The sequence below is a fragment of the Alistipes timonensis JC136 genome, assembly GCF_900107675.1.
GTDB lineage: Bacteria > Bacteroidota > Bacteroidia > Bacteroidales > Rikenellaceae > Alistipes > Alistipes timonensis.
This window is the reverse complement of record NZ_FNRI01000002.1, coordinates 151,304-167,595: the sequence shown is the minus strand read 5'-3', so window position 1 is coordinate 167,595 and position 16,292 is coordinate 151,304. Positions and strand designations below refer to the sequence as shown.

The window sequence follows — 16,292 nt, the reverse complement described above, 5'->3', positions numbered from 1 at the left end:
ACTTCGGTATGTCCCGTCCGGGCCGGACTGCGTTAGGTCGGAATCTGCTCCGCGATAATCAAAAATCCAGGATTTTTTGCAGCATGATCTCGTCGTTGTAGCCGTGGGGGCGCCATATCCAGTCGCGTTTGACGCCGATCTGGGTGAATCCTGCGCTGCGGAACAACCGCAGGCTCGCTTCGTTGTCGGCCCCGACGTTGCACCACAACTGGTGGACGCGCAGCGTGTCGTGCGTGTAACGGCAGAGGGTTTCCAGGGCGTCGGAGGCGTAGCCGCGTCCCCGGTCGCTCTGTTCGTAGATGAGGATACCCACGCCTGCCCGGCGGTGGATCGGGTCGTATTCGAACAGGTCGATCGCCCCGACCGGCCGTGCGCTCAGCAGCGTCTCGACGATCAGCCGCAACTGTCCGTCGCAGAGCACCCCGATGGTGTCCTGATGCCGTTCGACGAAGCGCCGCATCTGGTAGTGCGAAAAGGGTTCCGTCGTGCCGCTGACCGACCAGATGTCGCAGTCGTTCTCCCACACGTACATCAGGTCGGCGTCCTCCGGCTCCACGGCCCGCAGACGGATGGTGCGGCCTTCGATGTTCATTACAATCCGATGATCTTGTTCCGGATCAGCATCGCTACGCCCCAGGCATTGGCGTTCTCGGTCATTTTCGAAACGCGGAACTTGGTGTCCTTGTAAACGAGGTTGAGCGAATATTTGTTCGTCGCCGACTTCAGCGGCAGCATGATGTAGTCGCCTGCCGCCGCGAGGTTGCCGCCGACGATGACCGTCTCGGGATTGAAGGTGTTGATCAGGAAGGCCACGGCTTTGCCGACCTTCTCGCCCGCCTCCTCGATCAGTTCGATCGAGAGGTTGTCGTCGTTCTTCGCCGCAGCGATGATGTCGTCGATATGGATGGTCTTCTGCTGGTCGTATTTTTCGCGCAGGATGGTGTTCACGCCGTTTCGGATCAGGTGGCACATCTTGTCCTCGATGGCGATACCCGAAACCTCGGTCTCGAGGCAGCCTTTCTTGCCGCATGAGCAGATGATCTCGTTGTCGAAGAACGGAATGTGCCCGAACTCGCCCGCGAAACCGCTTTTGCCGTAGTACAACTGGCCGTCGACCACGATGCCGATGGCCACGCCGCGGCCCATGTGGAGATAGAGCACGTTGCTCTCGTCCTTCGACTTGCCGCAGGTGTACTCGGCGTAGCACCGGGCGCGGGTGTCGTTCTCCAGCAGCACGCGGAGACCGACACGCTCTTCGAGCATGTCGCGCAACGACTGTTCGCTCGTGGTGAAATATTTGTAGCTGCGGCCCGTGTCGGGATTCACACGGCCCGTCATGCAGACGCCCAGTCCGAGGATTTTCCCGCGGTCGATGCCGCACGTGGCGATGAAATTCTCGATGTTCGTGCAGATACGCTCGATGCACTGCGGACGGTCCAACAGTTCGAACGTGAAGTCGTTCTCCTCTTTGATAATATTGTTCTGCAGGTCGGTGATCAGGAAGCGCATGTTGTCGCGGCCGACATTCACGCCGGCGAAATAGATCGCCGAATTGGCCAGTCCGAAGATGTTGGGGCGCCGTCCGCCCGGGGTTTCCACTTTGCCCAGGTCCGTGACGATGTTCTCGTCGACGAGTTCCTGCACCAGCTTGGTGATTGTCGGAACGCTGATATGCAGCTCTTTGGTCAGTTCCGAGAGCGTGCATTCGCCGTTGACGGCCATGTGCGCAATGATGTTGCGCTTGATGATGCTGTTTTTGTGGGAAATGCCCTTCAGGGCATCGTCTTCGTGTTTGTTGAAAAATTCGGTCAGTGATGTCATCCTTGCGGTCTCATTTTTAACTAACTCTGCAAATATAACGAGTTTATTTAATAAATGCAATCAATTTTTAATAAAATTTAATAAATTTTATTCCGGAATGAAGCGTAAAAAAATAACGCACTGATATTCAGTACGTTATTTTTTAAGTGTGCGTATCTTTTTTACAGCGTCGCCTTCGACTCCACGACTGCATTGGCGTCCACCTTGCGGATGAGGCCCTGCAGTACGCTGCCGGGGCCGAGCTCGGTGAACTCCGTCACGCCGTCGGCCAGCATGTTCTTCACGATGTAAGTCCAGCGTACGGGGGCCGTCAGCTGGGCGATCAGGTTGGCTTTGATGGCAGCGGGATCGGTGTAGGGCTTGGCGTCTACGTTCTGGTAGATCGGGCACACCGGCGTCTGGAACGGCGCTTCGGCGATGGCCTTTTCGAGCTCCTGTCTGGCGGGCTCCATCAGCGGCGAGTGGAACGCACCGCCCACGGGCAGGCGCAGGGCGCGGCGGGCGCCGGCGGCCTTGGCTTTCTCACAGGCGGCGTCTACGGCCTCCACGGCTCCCGAAATGACCAGCTGGCCCGGGCAGTTGTAGTTGGCGGCGACGACTACGCCGTCGGTCGATGCGCAGATCTCCTCGACCACGCTGTCCTCGAGGCCGAGGATGGCGGCCATCGTGCCGGGCTGTGCCTCGCAGGCGGCCTGCATGGCCATGGCACGCTTCGAAACGAGTTTCAGTCCGTCTTCGAACGAGAGGGCTCCGGCGACCACGAGGGCCGAGAACTCGCCCAGGGAGTGTCCGGCGACGGCATCGGGCTTCACGTCCAGGGCTTTGGCCATGATGACCGAGTGGAGGAATACGGCGGGCTGGGTGACCTTGGTCTGCTTCAGCTCCTCGTCCGTACCGGCGAACATGATGTCGGTGATGCGGAACCCGAGGATTTCGTTGGCCTTCTCGAAGAGCTCCTTCGCGGCCGGAACGTTGTCGTAAAGGTCCTTGCCCATGCCGACGGCCTGAGCTCCCTGACCCGGAAATACGTATGCGTGTTTCATAATTTTTTGCGTTTTTTACGTTTGCGGGGGCAAAGATACGAATTTATTTTCTAATTTTGTGCCGCAATGGTTCACAAAGGGCCGGGCAAGGCCCCGTGTGATGAAAAGGGAATGCCGTGAAAATCGGCAGCAGTTCCCGCTGCTGTAAGTTCCGCGAATTGCCGCAACACGCTGAAGCCACTGGTCGCAGGACCGGGAAGGCGTTGCGGCAGGAACGAGCCAGAAGACCTGCCTTGCAATCTCCCTCAGGAGGAGAATCTTTTTTTCGAGCGCATCTGCGGAGAACGGAGCATCGTGGGGTTTTGTGGCGGAGCCACGGAACGGCGGCCTGAAGGCGGCCCGAGCCGAAAAAGGAGATTCGATTCCGGGAGGTTCCGGGACCGGATTTTTTATTTTACGAACATATCAAAACCCAAAAAAACAAAAACATGAAAAGATTTCTTGCTACTCCGCTTTTTTTCGTATTGGCCGCATTGGCTTTCGTCGGCTGCAATGATGACAACGATGGACCGCAGATTCGGACGATAGGATTCGAACAGGCCGCTTTGGGCACTGACGGCTTTATCTGGGGCAAGGACCACGCTACGGAGCAGGACGACACGGACTGGCAGGGCCAGCCGATGAAATCGAACCTCTACTACGGTCCGATCTACACGGAGAAAGAGGCGCAGTTTTATACCTATTATACGGATTACGGCCATACATACGATGTGTGGAACGGTATCGTAATTTCGAACCACAAGGACAAGAAGACCGAAGGCTATACCAATGACAAGAGCGTTTATGCCGACGGAGGAGCCGATGGTTCGGCGCAGTTTGCAGCACTCTTCTATTCGCCTGACACGGCTGAGGGCCGAGGCATTCCGACGGTCAAATTCGTGGGCGGCGTAAAGCCCGTATCGGTGGCTGTGGCCAACATGACCTACCTTTACCTCTATTTCAAAGGCTCGGCGCCGGCGGCGCTGGTCGATGTGAAAGCCGTCATTACGGGCTACAACGGCGGCATCGAGACCGGGGAAGTTTCCGTAACGCTGGTTGATAAGGCTTCGGGAACGGTGAAATCGGGCTGGGAGACGGTCGACCTGTCGAAGCTCGGAACGGTAACTTCGCTGACCTTTGCATTGTCGACGACCGATTCCATGTGTCCGAACTATTTTGCCATCGACAACCTGACCTACGAGAAATAAATCCGGAAACGGTTTGTTGTCGAAAACCCCGCAAGGTTCTCCTTGCGGGGTTTTGTTTTCAGAGCGGTCGGTGTCAGAGCTGCGTGAGCACGATGACGCTGTGGGCCCTGACGCCGACGCAGAACGTGCCGTCGCGGTTTTCGAGTTGCAGCGACGGGGCGATCTGCTCGTCGCCGTCGGGCAGCCGCCTTTCGTCGTAGGTGTAGACTTTGCAGGGCTGCATGCCGCCGCGGAGGGAGTTTTTCAGGTCGAAACTCAGGTCTTGGCCCGTGGCGTTGGCGATCACGTAGGTCCAGCGGCCGTCGGCGTTGCGGACGGCTGTTCCGGCTGCAAACTCGTTGCCGAGGTCGAGCGGATAAACCTCCGAGCCTTTGCGTACGAAGCGCGTCAGCAGCGAGTAGGCATAGTACTGCGGCCGCGGCTGGTAATCGTCCGTCAGCCGGTCGTAGACGCCCGGATCGGGGTCCTGGCGGTAGGCGGCCCGCATGTAACGCCACATCCCGAGCTGCTGCATCGCGGCATAAGGCTCGTTGCGGCCGTAATACTGGTCGATGAGGCTCCAGTAGCTCGTGCCGACGGCTCCCGCGTTAAGGAAGTTCACGACCAGCCGGGCCATCAGCACGCCGCGTTCGTAGCGGTCGATATCCGTCTGGCGCGTGGCGCCGACGCACTGGTTCGAGCCGAATTCCCCGACGAAATGGTTTTTCCCCGCTTGGGCGGCTGCGGCGACGTTGGCCTCCTCCCATGCGAGGACCGTGCTGTTGGGGGTGTCGTAACCGAAGATGTAGGTGTGGCTGTTGAACAGGTCGGCCTCCTGCGACAACTCCCGGGCGCATCCCTCGAGGAAGAAACGCCGCGTGTCGGTGTTGTCCGAGAGGTTGAGGCGCACCTTGTCGCGGATTCCGTCCGCGCGCAGGCGCCGGTCGAGGACCTTGGCCAGCGGAATGTAGCGTTCGAGCGGAATGATGTTGCCGTCGGGCTCGTTGAAAGGTGTCAGCTCTTTGATGCAGGTGTAGCCCCGCCGTTCGATCAGGTGTTTGACCACGGTCGAGAAGCTCTCGGCGAACTCCTCGCTGTCGGCGGGCTCCACGACCCAGTTCGTCCCTTCGGACGAGCAGAGGAAATGACGTTTCACTCCGGCATAGGCCGGGTCGAGCAGGTCGCACCAGGTGGGGCATCCCCACAGCACGAGCGTCACGTCGGCGTTCATTTCCTGAGCGGCGTCCAGCACCTTGTAGAGCGACTGCATCTCGGCCGATTCGAATGTGAAGCGGTCGAGGGCCGCGATAGCGGGGTCTCCGTTGTCGTTGAGGGGTTCCCACCAGTGGGGCAGCAGCATCACGCGGAAGCGTTGGATGCCCATTTTGCGGATGCGCGGCACGACGATCTCGTCCCAGTCCGAGGCTTTCGCCCCGTCATGGCGGGTGACGTTCTGCGACAGGAAATGCGGGTCGAGTTCCACGCCCAGTCCGACGAGCGTGACGCCCGTCGAACGGCCGACGTTCACTTCGAGGCTTGCGTTACGCTCATAGCCCGGCGTACGGGTGGATTCGGGCAGGCGTTCGTCACCTTTGGGCTCTGCCGAAGATGCCGAACATCCGGCAAGCGCCAACACGGCCAGCAGGAGCGTCCGGATGGGTTTCGTCTGTCTCATATCCGTATCAGAGGTTGAAGGCGCGTTTGAGTTCGTCCATCTGCTCCTGCGTGGTGCCCGTCGGTTCGAAGCCCATCGACTTGGCTGTCAGGTAGATCTGCGCCGATTTCGAAAGCACGTCGATCTGGTCGAAAGCCTCCATGATGTCGGGACCCACGGCGCAGACGCCGTGCTTCTCCCACATCACCACGTCGTATTCCCGGAGCTGTTCGATGGTGGCCTCGGCCAGCTCGGTGGAACTCGGCATCTTGTAAGGCACGATGCCCAGCCCCTTGGGACAGAAGGCCCGCGTCTCGGGGATCATCGACCACAGCAGGTTCGTGAGCACGTCCTTGGCGAGGAACGCCGGGTTGTGGGTCATGGCGATCAAATCGATCGGATGGGTGTGGACGGCGGCGGTGTAGCCGTTGCCCGTGGCGATCATCCGGTCGTGCATCGCCAGATGCGAAGCCAGTTCGGAGGTCGGCTTCACGGGGTTGTCGGCGATGATCTCGTACGACGCGCAGTCGTCGAGGATGCGGATCACTGAGCCGTTCTCCATCGGCCGCCGTGCGAGGTCGCGCATGCGGCGGTTGGTGCCTTTGCAGAAGAAATAGCACCCTTTGAGGTGGGGCAGCGTCATGCCGAACGGGACCGGATCGCTGATCGGGGCCATCGAACGGACGGCGTCGTCGGCATAGGCCGTGACGTTGACCGTGATGTTGCCGCCGTTGCGCTCGGCCCAGCCTTTCTGCCAGAGATAGCCGGCGACTTCGGCGACTTCGGCCACCCGGCGGGCCAGTTCGGGACGATTTTCGAGTATCGATTTCATGGTGTGAATCTTTTTATTGGAATAACGAAGGGAAGAAGATCGAGAAGAGCAGGATAGCGATACCTGCGGTGAGCGTCGCCAGGGTGCGTCCGTTGCAGCCTTTCCACTCTTTGAGCAGGATGCCCCAGACGTTCGAGAAGATGACGTTGAGCGACATCAGGATGCTCCACGAGAAGGCCAGGATGACAGGCGATCCGGTGAGGAAGCTCTTGCCCATCTCCAGGCCGAAGAACTGCGAGTACCACAGCACGCCGGCCAGGGCGCAGAACAGCAGGTTGTTGACCAGCACCGGACCCGGCACGCCGAAATACTCCCCGGCGGTGCGGTTGCGGACGTTCTGCCAGATGCAGTAGGCGGCGTTGGTCACGAAACCGCCCATCGTGACGAGCAGGATGACCGGAAGCCCCGCGTAGAGCGGGTCGACGCCCTGCGCCGCGGCCGCGGCTTTGATCGGGGCCCCGGCGTCGAGGCCCAGTGCGAAGCAGGCGCTCATCACGCCGGCCAGCAGCGCCACGGCGAGGCCCTTGGTCAGCGCGAAGTCTTTGATCGCGGCGCGTTTCTCCTCCTCGGTCATGTTGGCGGCGCGCAGCGACCCGGCGTAGCCGATCACGGCGATGCCGGCGAGGGTCACGCAGACGCCCAGCAGCAGGATGAGCCCCTGCCCGTGCAGGAGGTCCGTACCGGCGAACAGCGCCGGAAGGAGCGTTCCGAAGGCCGAGCAGGTGCCCAGCGAGATCGACTGCCCGAGCGCCACCCCGAGGTAGCGCATCGAAAGTCCGAACGTAAGGCCGCCGACGCCCCACAGGGCTCCGTATATAACGGCCCTGAGGGCGCCGCCTTCACCCAGCAGGGTGAAGAGCGAGCCGCCCTCGGGCACGGCGATCAGGGCTCCCAGCAGCGGGAAGACCAGCCAGGCGAAAATTCCCTGCACGAGCCAGAAACTTTCCCAGCTCCACTCCCTGACCTTTTTGATCGGGACATAGGAACTCGACTGTCCGAAGCTGCCGATTGCAATGATCAGCAATCCGATGAGTATTTCCATGATTTATGCACGTTTCGAGGTGACCTCGCGTTCGTATTTCTGGATTTCGGCGATGAAATCCTCGCCGACGGGCACGTTGTTGCGCAGGCAGAACATGTCCCACACGGCGTTCCAGGGCAGCGATTTCGACTCCTCGAGCAGGGCCAGACGCTCGAAGCCCTGTCCGTTGGCCTCGTATTCGCGCAGTTTGGCCAGCGGTTCCAGCAGGGCTTGCATCATGCACTTCTGCGTGGCGCGCGAACCGATGACATAGGCGCCGATGCGGTTGATCGAAGCGTCGAAATAGTCCAGCCCGATGTGTACGCGGTCGAGGGCGTCGCAGCGCACGATCTCCTTGCAGAGTTCCAGCGTTTCGTCGTTCATGATCGTCACGTGGTCCGAGTCCCAGCGCACGGGGCGCGACACGTGGAGCATGATCTCGGGGGTGAACAGCAGCAGCGACGAGAGTTTGTCGGCGACGACCTCCGTGGGGTGGAAGTGACCCGTGTCGAGGGTCACGATCTTGCCGCGCGAGGTGCCGTAACCGATGTAGAAGTCGTTCGAACCCACGGTGTAGCTCTCCAGGCCGATGCCGAAGACCTTCGACTCGATGCAGTCCTTCATGTTGTCGTATTTCTTCTCGAAGATCTTGTCGAGCGAGTCGCAGAGCAGCTCACGGTATTTCATGCGGTTGACCGTGAGGTCCTTCGAACCGTCGTGCACCCAGACGTTCATGATGCAGGGATCGCCCTGCGCCTTGCCCATCTCCTCGGCGATGGCGCGGCAGCGCTTGGTGTGCTCGATCCAGAAGTTGCGGATTTCGGGATCGGGGTTCGACAGCGAGAGGCTCCCGCTCTTGGGATGCGAGAACGACGTGGAGTTGAAGTCGAGTTTCATGTCGTTCTTCTTCGCCCAGTCGATCCAGCCCTGGAAGTGCCTGGGCTCCACCTTATCGCGGTCGACGAACTCGCCGCCGAACTCACCGTAGATTTCGTGGAGGTTCAGGCGGTGCCGGCCGGGGATGAACGACTTGGCTTTGAGGATGTCGGCGCGCAGTTCCTCGATGTTGCGGGCCTTGCCGGGGTAGTTGCCCGTGGCCTGGATGCCGCCCGTGAGGTCGCCGCCCTGGTTCTCGAAGCCCGTCACGTCGTCCGCCTGCCAGCAGTGGAGCGAGAGGGATACTTTCTGTAAAGCGGCGAGCGCTGCTTCGGTGTCGATGCCCAGGTCGGCATAACGTGCTTTTGCGACCTCGTAGGCCTGCTGAATCTGTTCGGTTTTCATTTTTCTGTCGTGTTTTAAGTTACTTTACAATCGTTTTGAAGCGTGTGTATGCGGCATCCCATGCGGCGGTGTCGCCCGGGATGAAGTCTTCGGTCGGGATGCAGCGGGCGATCAGCGAGCGCATCTCCTGCAGCGTCCCGACGCACCCGGCGGCGCGGGCCTGCAACATAATGTTGCCCACGGCGGTGGCCTCCGAGGGGCCTGCCGTTACGGGAATCCCAAGCGAGTCGGCCGTGAACTGGTTCAGCAGGGCGTTCTTCGAACCCCCGCCGATGACGTGGAGGCGTTCGATCCCGAACGGCGCCAGCGAGCGGAAACGGTCGAGGACGAAGCGGTATTTGAGTGCGAGACTTTCGAAGATGGCGCGGATCGTTGCGCTGTCGTCGTCGGGCACGGGCTGTCCCGTGCGCCCGCAGTAGGCGCGGATCGCCGCGGGCATGTCGCCCGGAGCGGCGAATGAGGCGTCGTCGGGGTCGATCATTGTCCGGAACGGCGCGGCCCCGGTGGCCATCTTCACGATTTCGGGGTAGGAGTAGTCGCGTCCCTCTTCTTTCCATTTTTTGAGGCACTGCTCCAGAATCCACATGCCCGTGATGTTCTTCAGCAGGCGGGTCGTACCCTCCACGCCGCCTTCGTTGGTGAAGTTGTAGCGCTCGGTCTGCTCGTTGATGAAGGGTTCGCGGACCTCGATGCCCATGAGCGACCACGTGCCCGACGAGAGGTAGGCGAAACGCTCGTTGGCGGCCGGCACGGCGGCGACGGCCGAGGCGGTGTCGTGGCCCGCCACGGCGACCACGGGAAGCTGCGGCACGCCGCAGGCGGCGGCCAGTTCGGCGCGGAGCGTGCCGATCCGGTGGCCCGGCATCACGATCGGGGGGAAGAGTTCGGCCGAAAGGCCCATCTTCTCCAGCAGGCGCGCTTCGATGCGTTTCGTGCGGGGATTCAGCAGTTGCGACGTGGAGGCGATGGTGTATTCGGTGACCATCTCTCCGGTGAGCAGGTACGACAGGGCGTCGGGCATGAAGAGCAACCGGTCGGCGGCGGCCAACTGCGACGAATGGTCGCGCTGCATGGCGTAGAGCTGGTAGAGCGAGTTGAAATTCATGATCTGGATGCCCGTGTCGCCGTAGACCTCCTCTTTGGGAAGCACCTTGGAGAAATACTCCTCGGGAGCGCCGTCGGTGTGCGGATCGCGGTAGGCGTAGGGGAGTCCCAGCAGCGAGCCGTCACGGCCGATGAAGGCGAAATCGACGCCCCAGGTGTCGATGCCGACCGAGGTGATCTCGACCCCTTCGCGGGCGGCGGCGCGCAGGCCCTCGCAGAGGTGTTCGTAAAGCGAAAAGATGTTCCAGTAATAATGGCCGCCCAGCGGCAGGATGGCGTTCGGGAAGCGTGTCAGTTCTTTGAGGACGAGCTCTCCGTCCCGGAGCGAGCCGAGGATGGTGCGTCCGCTGGTGGCCCCCAGGTCGAAGGCGACGAAGTGTTTGGGTTGCATGTTTCGGTTTGTGATTTTTGGGTTGTACAAAAAAACTCATTTTTTTGCCGTTTCGACGTTGTAATATGATGGATGGCTTTTGTTTTTTGATCTTTCTGCCGGTTTGCTTCCGGAGGGGGTGGCGCCGGTCGCGGATTTTTATATATATTTGTCTGACCAAACTACTTTTCCGTTTCAGTAACCTGCCGTATGAAGCCTTTAAACAATCATAAGTATCTGGTGAGCAGCGAAAAGGACCAGACGTGGGGCGTCACGGTCGACACCGTGGGCAGCGAGTCCGTCGCCGCCGGGTACGAGACCTATCCCCCGCGGGTCGGACACCCCTCGGGTTTCTATTTTGACGTTGGAAAAGGGCGTGTGCTGGAGAGCTACCAGCTGCTCTATATCACCTCGGGCCGCGGCTCGTTCTACGGCCCCGACCGCAAGCGCACCGACATCGGCGCCGGGGACATGGTGCTGCTGCGCCCCAACCGCTGGCACAGCTACATGCCCGACCGCGAAACGGGATGGCACGAGTACTGGATCGGCTTCCGCGGTCCGAACGTCGACGCGCGGTTCCGCAACGACTTTTTCGACGACAGCCGCGAAGTGTTCCGCGTGGGGGTCCGCGAGGAGATCACGGCCCTCTACGACAAGGCCATCGAGGTCGCCGAGAACGAGCGTTCCTCCTATCAGCAATACCTCGCAGGCATCGCCAACCTGCTGTTGGGCATGGCGATGTATTACCATTCGAACCACCAGTTCGTGTCGCTCGACGTGGTGGGGCAGATCGACCGCGCGCGGCGCATCATGCGCGAGGAGCTTTACGCCAACATCTCGCCCGACGAGGTGGCCCGGCGGGTGAACATGAGCTATTCGTGGTTCCGCAAGATGTTCCGCGACTACACGAATATCTCCCCGGCGCGCTACATGCAGGAGTTGCGCCTGCAGGAGGCCTGCCGTCTGCTGTCGGGAACGGCCATGAGCATCAAAGAGATCGCCTTCCGGCTCAATTACGGCGACGCCTCCTATTTCTCCAACATGTTCCGCCGCCACCTGCGGATGACCCCCATCGAATACCGCCGCCGTTTCGGCGTCGGCAGCGACGGTCTCTGCGCGGACGGCGGTGAGCATGAAGCCTGAAAATCTGTAAAAACCCAATAAATTTTCTGACCCGATGAATGTTGTGAATTTTAGAAACGCCGGATGCTGGCTCGTGCTGTGCTGTCTGCCGTTGCTGGCGGGTTCCTGCGGGAAGCGTCCCGCAATCGCCGACATGCGCTGCGAATACCTCGTCTCGCCGATCTCGGTGGACACCCCCTCGCCCCGCTTCACCTGGATTTATGAAGATGCCGACGCTTTCGAGCAGGCCGGCTACCGGCTGTGCGTGGCCACGGCGCCCGAGAAACTGGGCGCTCCCGATGTCTGGAACTCCGGGGAGGTTGCCGGCAGCCGTCCTTTTGCCGCGATGCCCGACGGCGGGTTGCTCGCCTCGCGGACCCCTTACTACTGGCAGGTCGAGGCATGGGACGCCGGCGGCCGGCGGATCGTCTCGCCCGTCGCGGAGTTCGAGACCGCCCTGATGGAGACCTCCGAATGGCAGGCCCGCTGGATATCCGACGCCCACGACAAGGATTTTGTCCCTGCGCCGATGCTGCGGCGGGCATTCGACGTGCGGTCCGGTGTCGAGCTCGCCCGGCTCTACGTGAGCGCCGCGGCCTATGCGAAGACGAGCCTGAACGGCGAACCCGTTTCGGGAAATCTCCTCGACCCGGGTTACACCCATTACGACAAGCGCAACCTCTATGCCGTGCACGACGTTACGGACCGGCTCCGCGAGGGCGAGAATGTCCTTTCGGCGGTGCTGGGCAACGGGTTTTACAATGCCATTCAGCCCGTCGCCACGTGGAGTTTCGAGGTGGCCCGCTGGCGCGGACGTGCGCGGATGATCTGCGAACTGCACATCGACTATGCCGACGGCACGCACGAGGTCGTCTGCTCCGACGGTTCGTGGCGCACGACGGCCGACGGTCCCTACCTTTCGAACAACATTTACAGCGGCGACGTTTACGACGCCCGCCGGGAGATTCCCGGCTGGGACCGTCCCGGATTCGACGATTCGGCGTGGGCGCAGGCCGTCGAGGTCGCGGCTCCCTCGCCGCTGCTGAAAGCCCAGTCGATGCCCGCCGTCCGGGCCGCGCGCGAGATGGAGCCTGTCAAAGTCCGTTCGTTCGGCGATACGGTCTGGGTGTTCGACTTCGGCGTCAACCTCACGGGCCTCTGCCGCCTGCAGGTCGAGGGCGGGCGCGGCACGCAGATCACGATGACCCACGGCGAGTTTCTGCAGCCCTCGGGCCGTATCGAGATGCGCAATCTCGATATCTACTACAAGCCCCTGCCCGGTTACGATTTCCAGACCGACACCTATATTTTGAAAGGCGAAGGCCGCGAGACGTGGACGCCCGATTTCACTTACCACGGATTCCGGTATGTCGAACTGCGGTCGAGCGCCCCGGTGAAACTCGACAAGACGAGTCTCACGGCGCGTTTCATGCACACCGACGTGCCTTCGGTCGGGAAATTCTCCTGCTCGAACGGGCTGTTCAACCGCATCTGGGAGATGACGCGCCGGACCTATCTCAACAACCTCACCTCGATACCCACGGACTGTCCCCAGCGTGAAAAGAACGGATGGACGGCCGACGGCAACCTGGCGATGGAGCTGGCGCTGCTCAACTACGACGGAATCGCCTTCTACGAGAAGTGGCTCGACGATTTCGTCGACAACCAGAACGAGGCGGGACGCATTGCGGGCATCATTCCCACGGCCGGATGGGGTTACGACGACTGGATCGGTCCGGTATGGGACGCTTCGGCCTTCATGATTCCCTACACGCTCTATAATTATTACGGCGACCTGCGTCCCGTCGAGAAGATGTGGCCCGTCTGTGCGCGTTACCTCGACTACCTCGCCACGCGCGAGGAGGCCGACGGCAGCGTGACCTACGGCATCGGCGACTGGGTTTTTTACCACACGCAGACCCCGACCGACTACACTTCGACCTGCTACTATTATTACGACAATGTGCTGATGGCCCGTTTCGCCGAACTGCTGGGCCGCGACGGCGAACGTTACGCCCGCAAGGCCGCGCAGCTGCGCGAGTTGATCAATACGAAGTACTACGATGCTGAAAAGGGCCTTTATGCCAACGGTTCGCAGGCCGCACAGGGCGTGGCGCTCTATTTGGGTATCGTTCCCGAAGGCGATGCACAGCGCGTGGCCGACAACCTCGCGCGCATGATCGCCGACAACGATTATTTCCTCGATTTCGGAACCATCGGCAGCAAGACCGTGCTGCGCATGCTCACCCGCTACGGCCATGTCGAGACGGCTTATAAGATGGCTGCCCAGACCCAGGCTCCTTCGTGGGGCTGGTGGGTCACCCAGGGGTTCACGACGCTGGCCGAGACCTGGACGCTCTCGCCCGAGTGGCGCGATGCGTCGGTCAACCATGTCTTCCTGGGCGATGTCGCCGCGTGGTATGTCAACGACCTGGCGGGAATCAATTTCGATCCGGCGGCCCCCGGGTTCGGGCACATCATTATCGCTCCCCATTTCGTCGAGGCGCTCGACTGGGCCGCGGCTTCCTACGATTCGGTGCGCGGCGAGATTCGCTCGGAATGGCGGCGCCGCGGCGGCTGTGTGACGCTGAAAGTCACCATCCCGGCCAACACGACGGCCGACATCCGGATCGACGGCGAGACCATCGCCACGGTGGCCGGCGGTGTTCACGAATTTACCTTCTGATACATCCGGCTGAAACAAGAGCGGCAGACTTCGAAAAGTCTGCCGCTCTTGTTGTTTCGGGGCTCGTCAGAGGTTCTCGTCCTCGAAAGCGAGCACTTCGGTCGAAACTTCTCCCAGCGGTCCGGAGTTCTGGCTGATGCCGGTCTGGACTTTGATGAAGTCGATGTATTTGAGGTTGGCGGCGCTGCCGTCCGCATTCACCGCGTTGGAGATTCTGAAATAGTTTTTGCGCTGGTCGCCGTCGGAGACCTCTCCCGCGGCCTGGTCGCTGCCAGCGTTGTCGGCGTATCCCCAGTCGTAGGGATTGTTGTAGTAGTCGCCCGTAATCGGGTGGCGTGTCGTGTTGGCGGCCAGCCGTGTGCCGTAGAGCTTGTAGTTCTCCATGTCGATCCACTGTGGGTAGTAGCCTTGCCTGTGGCTGCTGTTCCGTTCGACCGTGCCCGCGTTGCCGCGGTTGTCCTTCCATTGGATGCCCGTATTGTCGCTCTTCGGGCGGTAGTAGGTCATGGCGTAGGACGTGAGCGTCTCCGGCTTGCCGTATTCCGAACCTTTGAGCTCGTACCACTCGTCGTCGGGAAGCCCGTTGCCGTTGGTGTCCTGCATGACCCATACGATGCCCGGTTCGGACGACTGGGCGAACTGGTTGCCCGCGATCGAGAAGTCGTCGCCGCCCTTGCTCTCGATGCTGTGGTCGAAACCCACGACGATATAGCCGCCCCAGGCTCCCAGCGAGACGTAGTAGTTCTTGCCTTGGGTGTTCTGCTCGAGCAATCCTTGGGCATACTTTGCGGCCTCTTCCGCCGAAGTGATGTCTTTGAAACCGCCTTCGTTGATGAACTGCCCCGGCGCCGGGGTGTATTCGTAGACCTTGTCCGGGAATGGGTTGGTTCCGCCGGTACGCTTGTGCGACATTTCGTCGTCGCAGCAGGTCACCGCAACGGTGGCTGTCGCAGTCTGGCCGTCGTCGTCGGTGACTTTCACGACGACCGTGTATTCACCCTTTGCATCCGGAGTAAAGGCGAAGACCTCTTTGTCTCCTTTTTCGGGCCGGTCTTTTACGGTCCATTCGAATGTCGGATTGTGGAAATGTTCGAGGACGGGACGCAGGTAGAGCGTGCGGTGCAGCGATACGTTCCGGGCGCCTTCCTGGCCGAACCGGAGGGAGGGCGCCGGGAAAACGGCCGACACCGTGAAACGCTCCACGACCCGGACGGTGATGGTTTCCGGCTCGGCCTTGCCGTCCTCGTTTTCCGCATTGAGCGTCAGTTCATAATCGTCCAGTTTGTCCGGGGTGAACGTGTAGGTGGCGTCAGTCCCCACCGTTTCGCCGTCGAGCGTCCACACGAAGGTCGCTCCGTCGCCGTTGGCGATCGTAGGGGCGATCGTGGTTTCGCGGCCGATCTCCACCTCCATCACTTTGTCGTCGCCGACGGGGAATGAGATCACCGGTGGCTGCAGCCGGTTTACCTCGATGCGCAGCTCCTCTTCGGCTTTGCCGTTCGGGGTTTCGACGCGGAAGATGAGGAAATAGACGCCCGCTTCCCGGGCCTCGAACGTGAAGGTCGGGCCGGAACCGGCCGGTTCGTCGTCGAGAATCCACGCATAGACGGCGCCTTCGGCATTTCCGACCGTCGGGGCGATCGTCACCGATTTGCCGACCTTTACCGGGTAGATGCCTTCGGGATTGTCCAGCGTGATGACGGGCTTGGCCCCGCCGTCCGTGATTACGTCGTCCTTGTTGCAGGATGCGAGCAGCGCCAGAAGGAGCGCCGCCGTTGAAAAACAGAAATTCCGGATCATATAGCTTGCCATTTTTACAGTCGTTGGCACCGGGCTCCGGGAGTGAAATCGACTGAACGGAAAAGCTGTATGACGAAGCTGCCATTCGATCTCTGCCCGAAACCCGCGGGTGCGAATCCTTGCAAGGCAGGTCTTCTGACTTATCCCTGTTGCCGCGCCTTCCCGGCTTTCGAGCCAGTGGCATAATGTGCGGCAACCGTCGTCTCCCGCGAGGGGAGGGGACTTACAGCAGCAGGTACTATTCCGGATTTTCACCGGATTCCCTTTTCATCGGCCGGGGTGCGTATGAGCCCCGTTCCGAAACCTTGCGAGGGCAAAGATACGAATAAGCCGAGAGAAAAAAGCAAGCTTGCCTGCTTTTTTTCCGAGGCGGAGTATCTAAGGCGAGGCCA

General features: G+C 60.9%; 12 protein-coding genes and 2 riboswitches. Of the genes, 3 read left to right on the top strand and 9 right to left on the bottom strand.

Annotated elements, in window-relative coordinates; genetic code table 11:
- Positions 1-58: 58 nt before the first annotated feature.
- The 3 genes from BLU78_RS03110 to fabD all read right to left on the bottom strand — a co-directional run bounded on the left by BLU78_RS03110 (position 59) and on the right by fabD (position 2,864).
- Positions 59-592: a GNAT family N-acetyltransferase gene (locus BLU78_RS03110; RefSeq protein ID WP_010264052.1), complete on the bottom strand. Its 534-nt coding sequence runs from the start codon at positions 590-592 to the stop codon at positions 59-61.
- Positions 592-1,821, bottom strand: a complete 1,230-nt coding sequence (locus BLU78_RS03105; RefSeq protein WP_010264054.1) for an ROK family transcriptional regulator — start codon at positions 1,819-1,821, stop codon at positions 592-594. Before BLU78_RS03105 ends, BLU78_RS03110 begins: the two co-directional genes overlap by 1 nt.
- Positions 1,822-1,982: 161 nt before the next feature.
- Positions 1,983-2,864: an ACP S-malonyltransferase gene (gene fabD, locus BLU78_RS03100; protein WP_010264057.1), complete on the bottom strand. Its 882-nt coding sequence runs from the start codon at positions 2,862-2,864 to the stop codon at positions 1,983-1,985.
- A gap of 50 nt (positions 2,865-2,914) precedes the next feature.
- Positions 2,915-3,114: riboswitch (cobalamin riboswitch) on the top strand.
- A gap of 178 nt (positions 3,115-3,292) precedes the next feature.
- On the opposite strand from fabD, the gene BLU78_RS03095 reads away from it, so the two are divergent.
- A complete protein-coding gene (locus BLU78_RS03095) occupies positions 3,293-4,051 on the top strand; it encodes a DUF4465 domain-containing protein (RefSeq protein WP_010264060.1) in 759 nt (252 codons plus the stop codon).
- Positions 4,052-4,124: 73 nt separating this feature from the next.
- On the opposite strand, the gene BLU78_RS03090 is transcribed toward BLU78_RS03095, so the two are convergent.
- The 5 genes from BLU78_RS03090 to BLU78_RS03070 are packed head-to-tail and all read right to left on the bottom strand — an operon-like array spanning position 4,125 to position 10,313.
- Positions 4,125-5,705 (bottom strand): glycoside hydrolase, encoded by a 1,581-nt coding sequence (locus BLU78_RS03090; protein ID WP_010264064.1) that lies wholly within the window; start codon positions 5,703-5,705, stop codon positions 4,125-4,127.
- A gap of 7 nt (positions 5,706-5,712) precedes the next feature.
- The gene (gene rhaD, locus BLU78_RS03085; protein ID WP_010264067.1) at positions 5,713-6,516 is read right to left on the bottom strand and encodes a rhamnulose-1-phosphate aldolase; all 804 of its coding nucleotides are present in this window, start codon (positions 6,514-6,516) and stop codon (positions 5,713-5,715) included.
- Positions 6,517-6,529: 13 nt separating this feature from the next.
- Positions 6,530-7,558, bottom strand: a complete 1,029-nt coding sequence (rhaT, locus tag BLU78_RS03080) for an L-rhamnose/proton symporter RhaT (protein WP_010264069.1) — start codon at positions 7,556-7,558, stop codon at positions 6,530-6,532.
- A gap of 3 nt (positions 7,559-7,561) precedes the next feature.
- Positions 7,562-8,818, bottom strand: coding sequence for an L-rhamnose isomerase (locus tag BLU78_RS03075; RefSeq protein WP_010264071.1), 1,257 nt, complete (start codon positions 8,816-8,818; stop codon positions 7,562-7,564).
- A 19-nt stretch (positions 8,819-8,837) separates the two neighbouring features.
- On the bottom strand, positions 8,838-10,313 hold the full coding sequence (locus BLU78_RS03070) for a rhamnulokinase (RefSeq protein ID WP_010264073.1): 1,476 nt from the start codon (positions 10,311-10,313) through the stop codon (positions 8,838-8,840).
- A 189-nt stretch (positions 10,314-10,502) separates the two neighbouring features.
- Here BLU78_RS03070 and BLU78_RS03065 point away from each other — a divergent pair, with 189 nt between their 5' ends.
- A complete protein-coding gene (locus BLU78_RS03065) occupies positions 10,503-11,435 on the top strand; it encodes an AraC family transcriptional regulator (RefSeq protein WP_026020766.1) in 933 nt (310 codons plus the stop codon).
- 34 nt (positions 11,436-11,469) lie between these two features.
- The gene (locus BLU78_RS03060; protein ID WP_010264076.1) at positions 11,470-14,100 is read left to right on the top strand and encodes a family 78 glycoside hydrolase catalytic domain; all 2,631 of its coding nucleotides are present in this window, start codon (positions 11,470-11,472) and stop codon (positions 14,098-14,100) included.
- Positions 14,101-14,166: 66 nt separating this feature from the next.
- Here the strand turns inward: BLU78_RS03060 and BLU78_RS03055 are convergent, their stop codons facing one another.
- On the bottom strand, positions 14,167-15,900 hold the full coding sequence (locus BLU78_RS03055; protein WP_010264079.1) for a PKD-like domain-containing protein: 1,734 nt from the start codon (positions 15,898-15,900) through the stop codon (positions 14,167-14,169).
- A 108-nt stretch (positions 15,901-16,008) separates the two neighbouring features.
- A riboswitch (cobalamin riboswitch) is annotated at positions 16,009-16,223 on the bottom strand.
- Positions 16,224-16,292: the final 69 nt, after the last annotated feature.

Bases quoted from the DNA above. Each gene is read 5' to 3' on its own strand.
- BLU78_RS03110 (WP_010264052.1), bottom strand. From the start codon at position 592: ATGAACATCGAAGGCCGCACCATCCGTCTGCGGGCCGTGGAGCCGGAG.
- BLU78_RS03105 (WP_010264054.1), bottom strand. From the start codon at position 1,821: ATGACATCACTGACCGAATTTTTCAACAAACACGAAGACGATGCCCTG.
- fabD (WP_010264057.1), bottom strand. From the start codon at position 2,864: ATGAAACACGCATACGTATTTCCGGGTCAGGGAGCTCAGGCCGTCGGC.
- BLU78_RS03095 (WP_010264060.1), top strand. From the start codon at position 3,293: ATGAAAAGATTTCTTGCTACTCCGCTTTTTTTCGTATTGGCCGCATTG.
- BLU78_RS03090 (WP_010264064.1), bottom strand. From the start codon at position 5,705: ATGAGACAGACGAAACCCATCCGGACGCTCCTGCTGGCCGTGTTGGCG.
- rhaD (WP_010264067.1), bottom strand. From the start codon at position 6,516: ATGAAATCGATACTCGAAAATCGTCCCGAACTGGCCCGCCGGGTGGCC.
- rhaT (WP_010264069.1), bottom strand. From the start codon at position 7,558: ATGGAAATACTCATCGGATTGCTGATCATTGCAATCGGCAGCTTCGGA.
- BLU78_RS03075 (WP_010264071.1), bottom strand. From the start codon at position 8,818: ATGAAAACCGAACAGATTCAGCAGGCCTACGAGGTCGCAAAAGCACGT.
- BLU78_RS03070 (WP_010264073.1), bottom strand. From the start codon at position 10,313: ATGCAACCCAAACACTTCGTCGCCTTCGACCTGGGGGCCACCAGCGGA.
- BLU78_RS03065 (WP_026020766.1), top strand. From the start codon at position 10,503: ATGAAGCCTTTAAACAATCATAAGTATCTGGTGAGCAGCGAAAAGGAC.
- BLU78_RS03060 (WP_010264076.1), top strand. From the start codon at position 11,470: ATGAATGTTGTGAATTTTAGAAACGCCGGATGCTGGCTCGTGCTGTGC.
- BLU78_RS03055 (WP_010264079.1), bottom strand. From the start codon at position 15,900: ATGATCCGGAATTTCTGTTTTTCAACGGCGGCGCTCCTTCTGGCGCTG.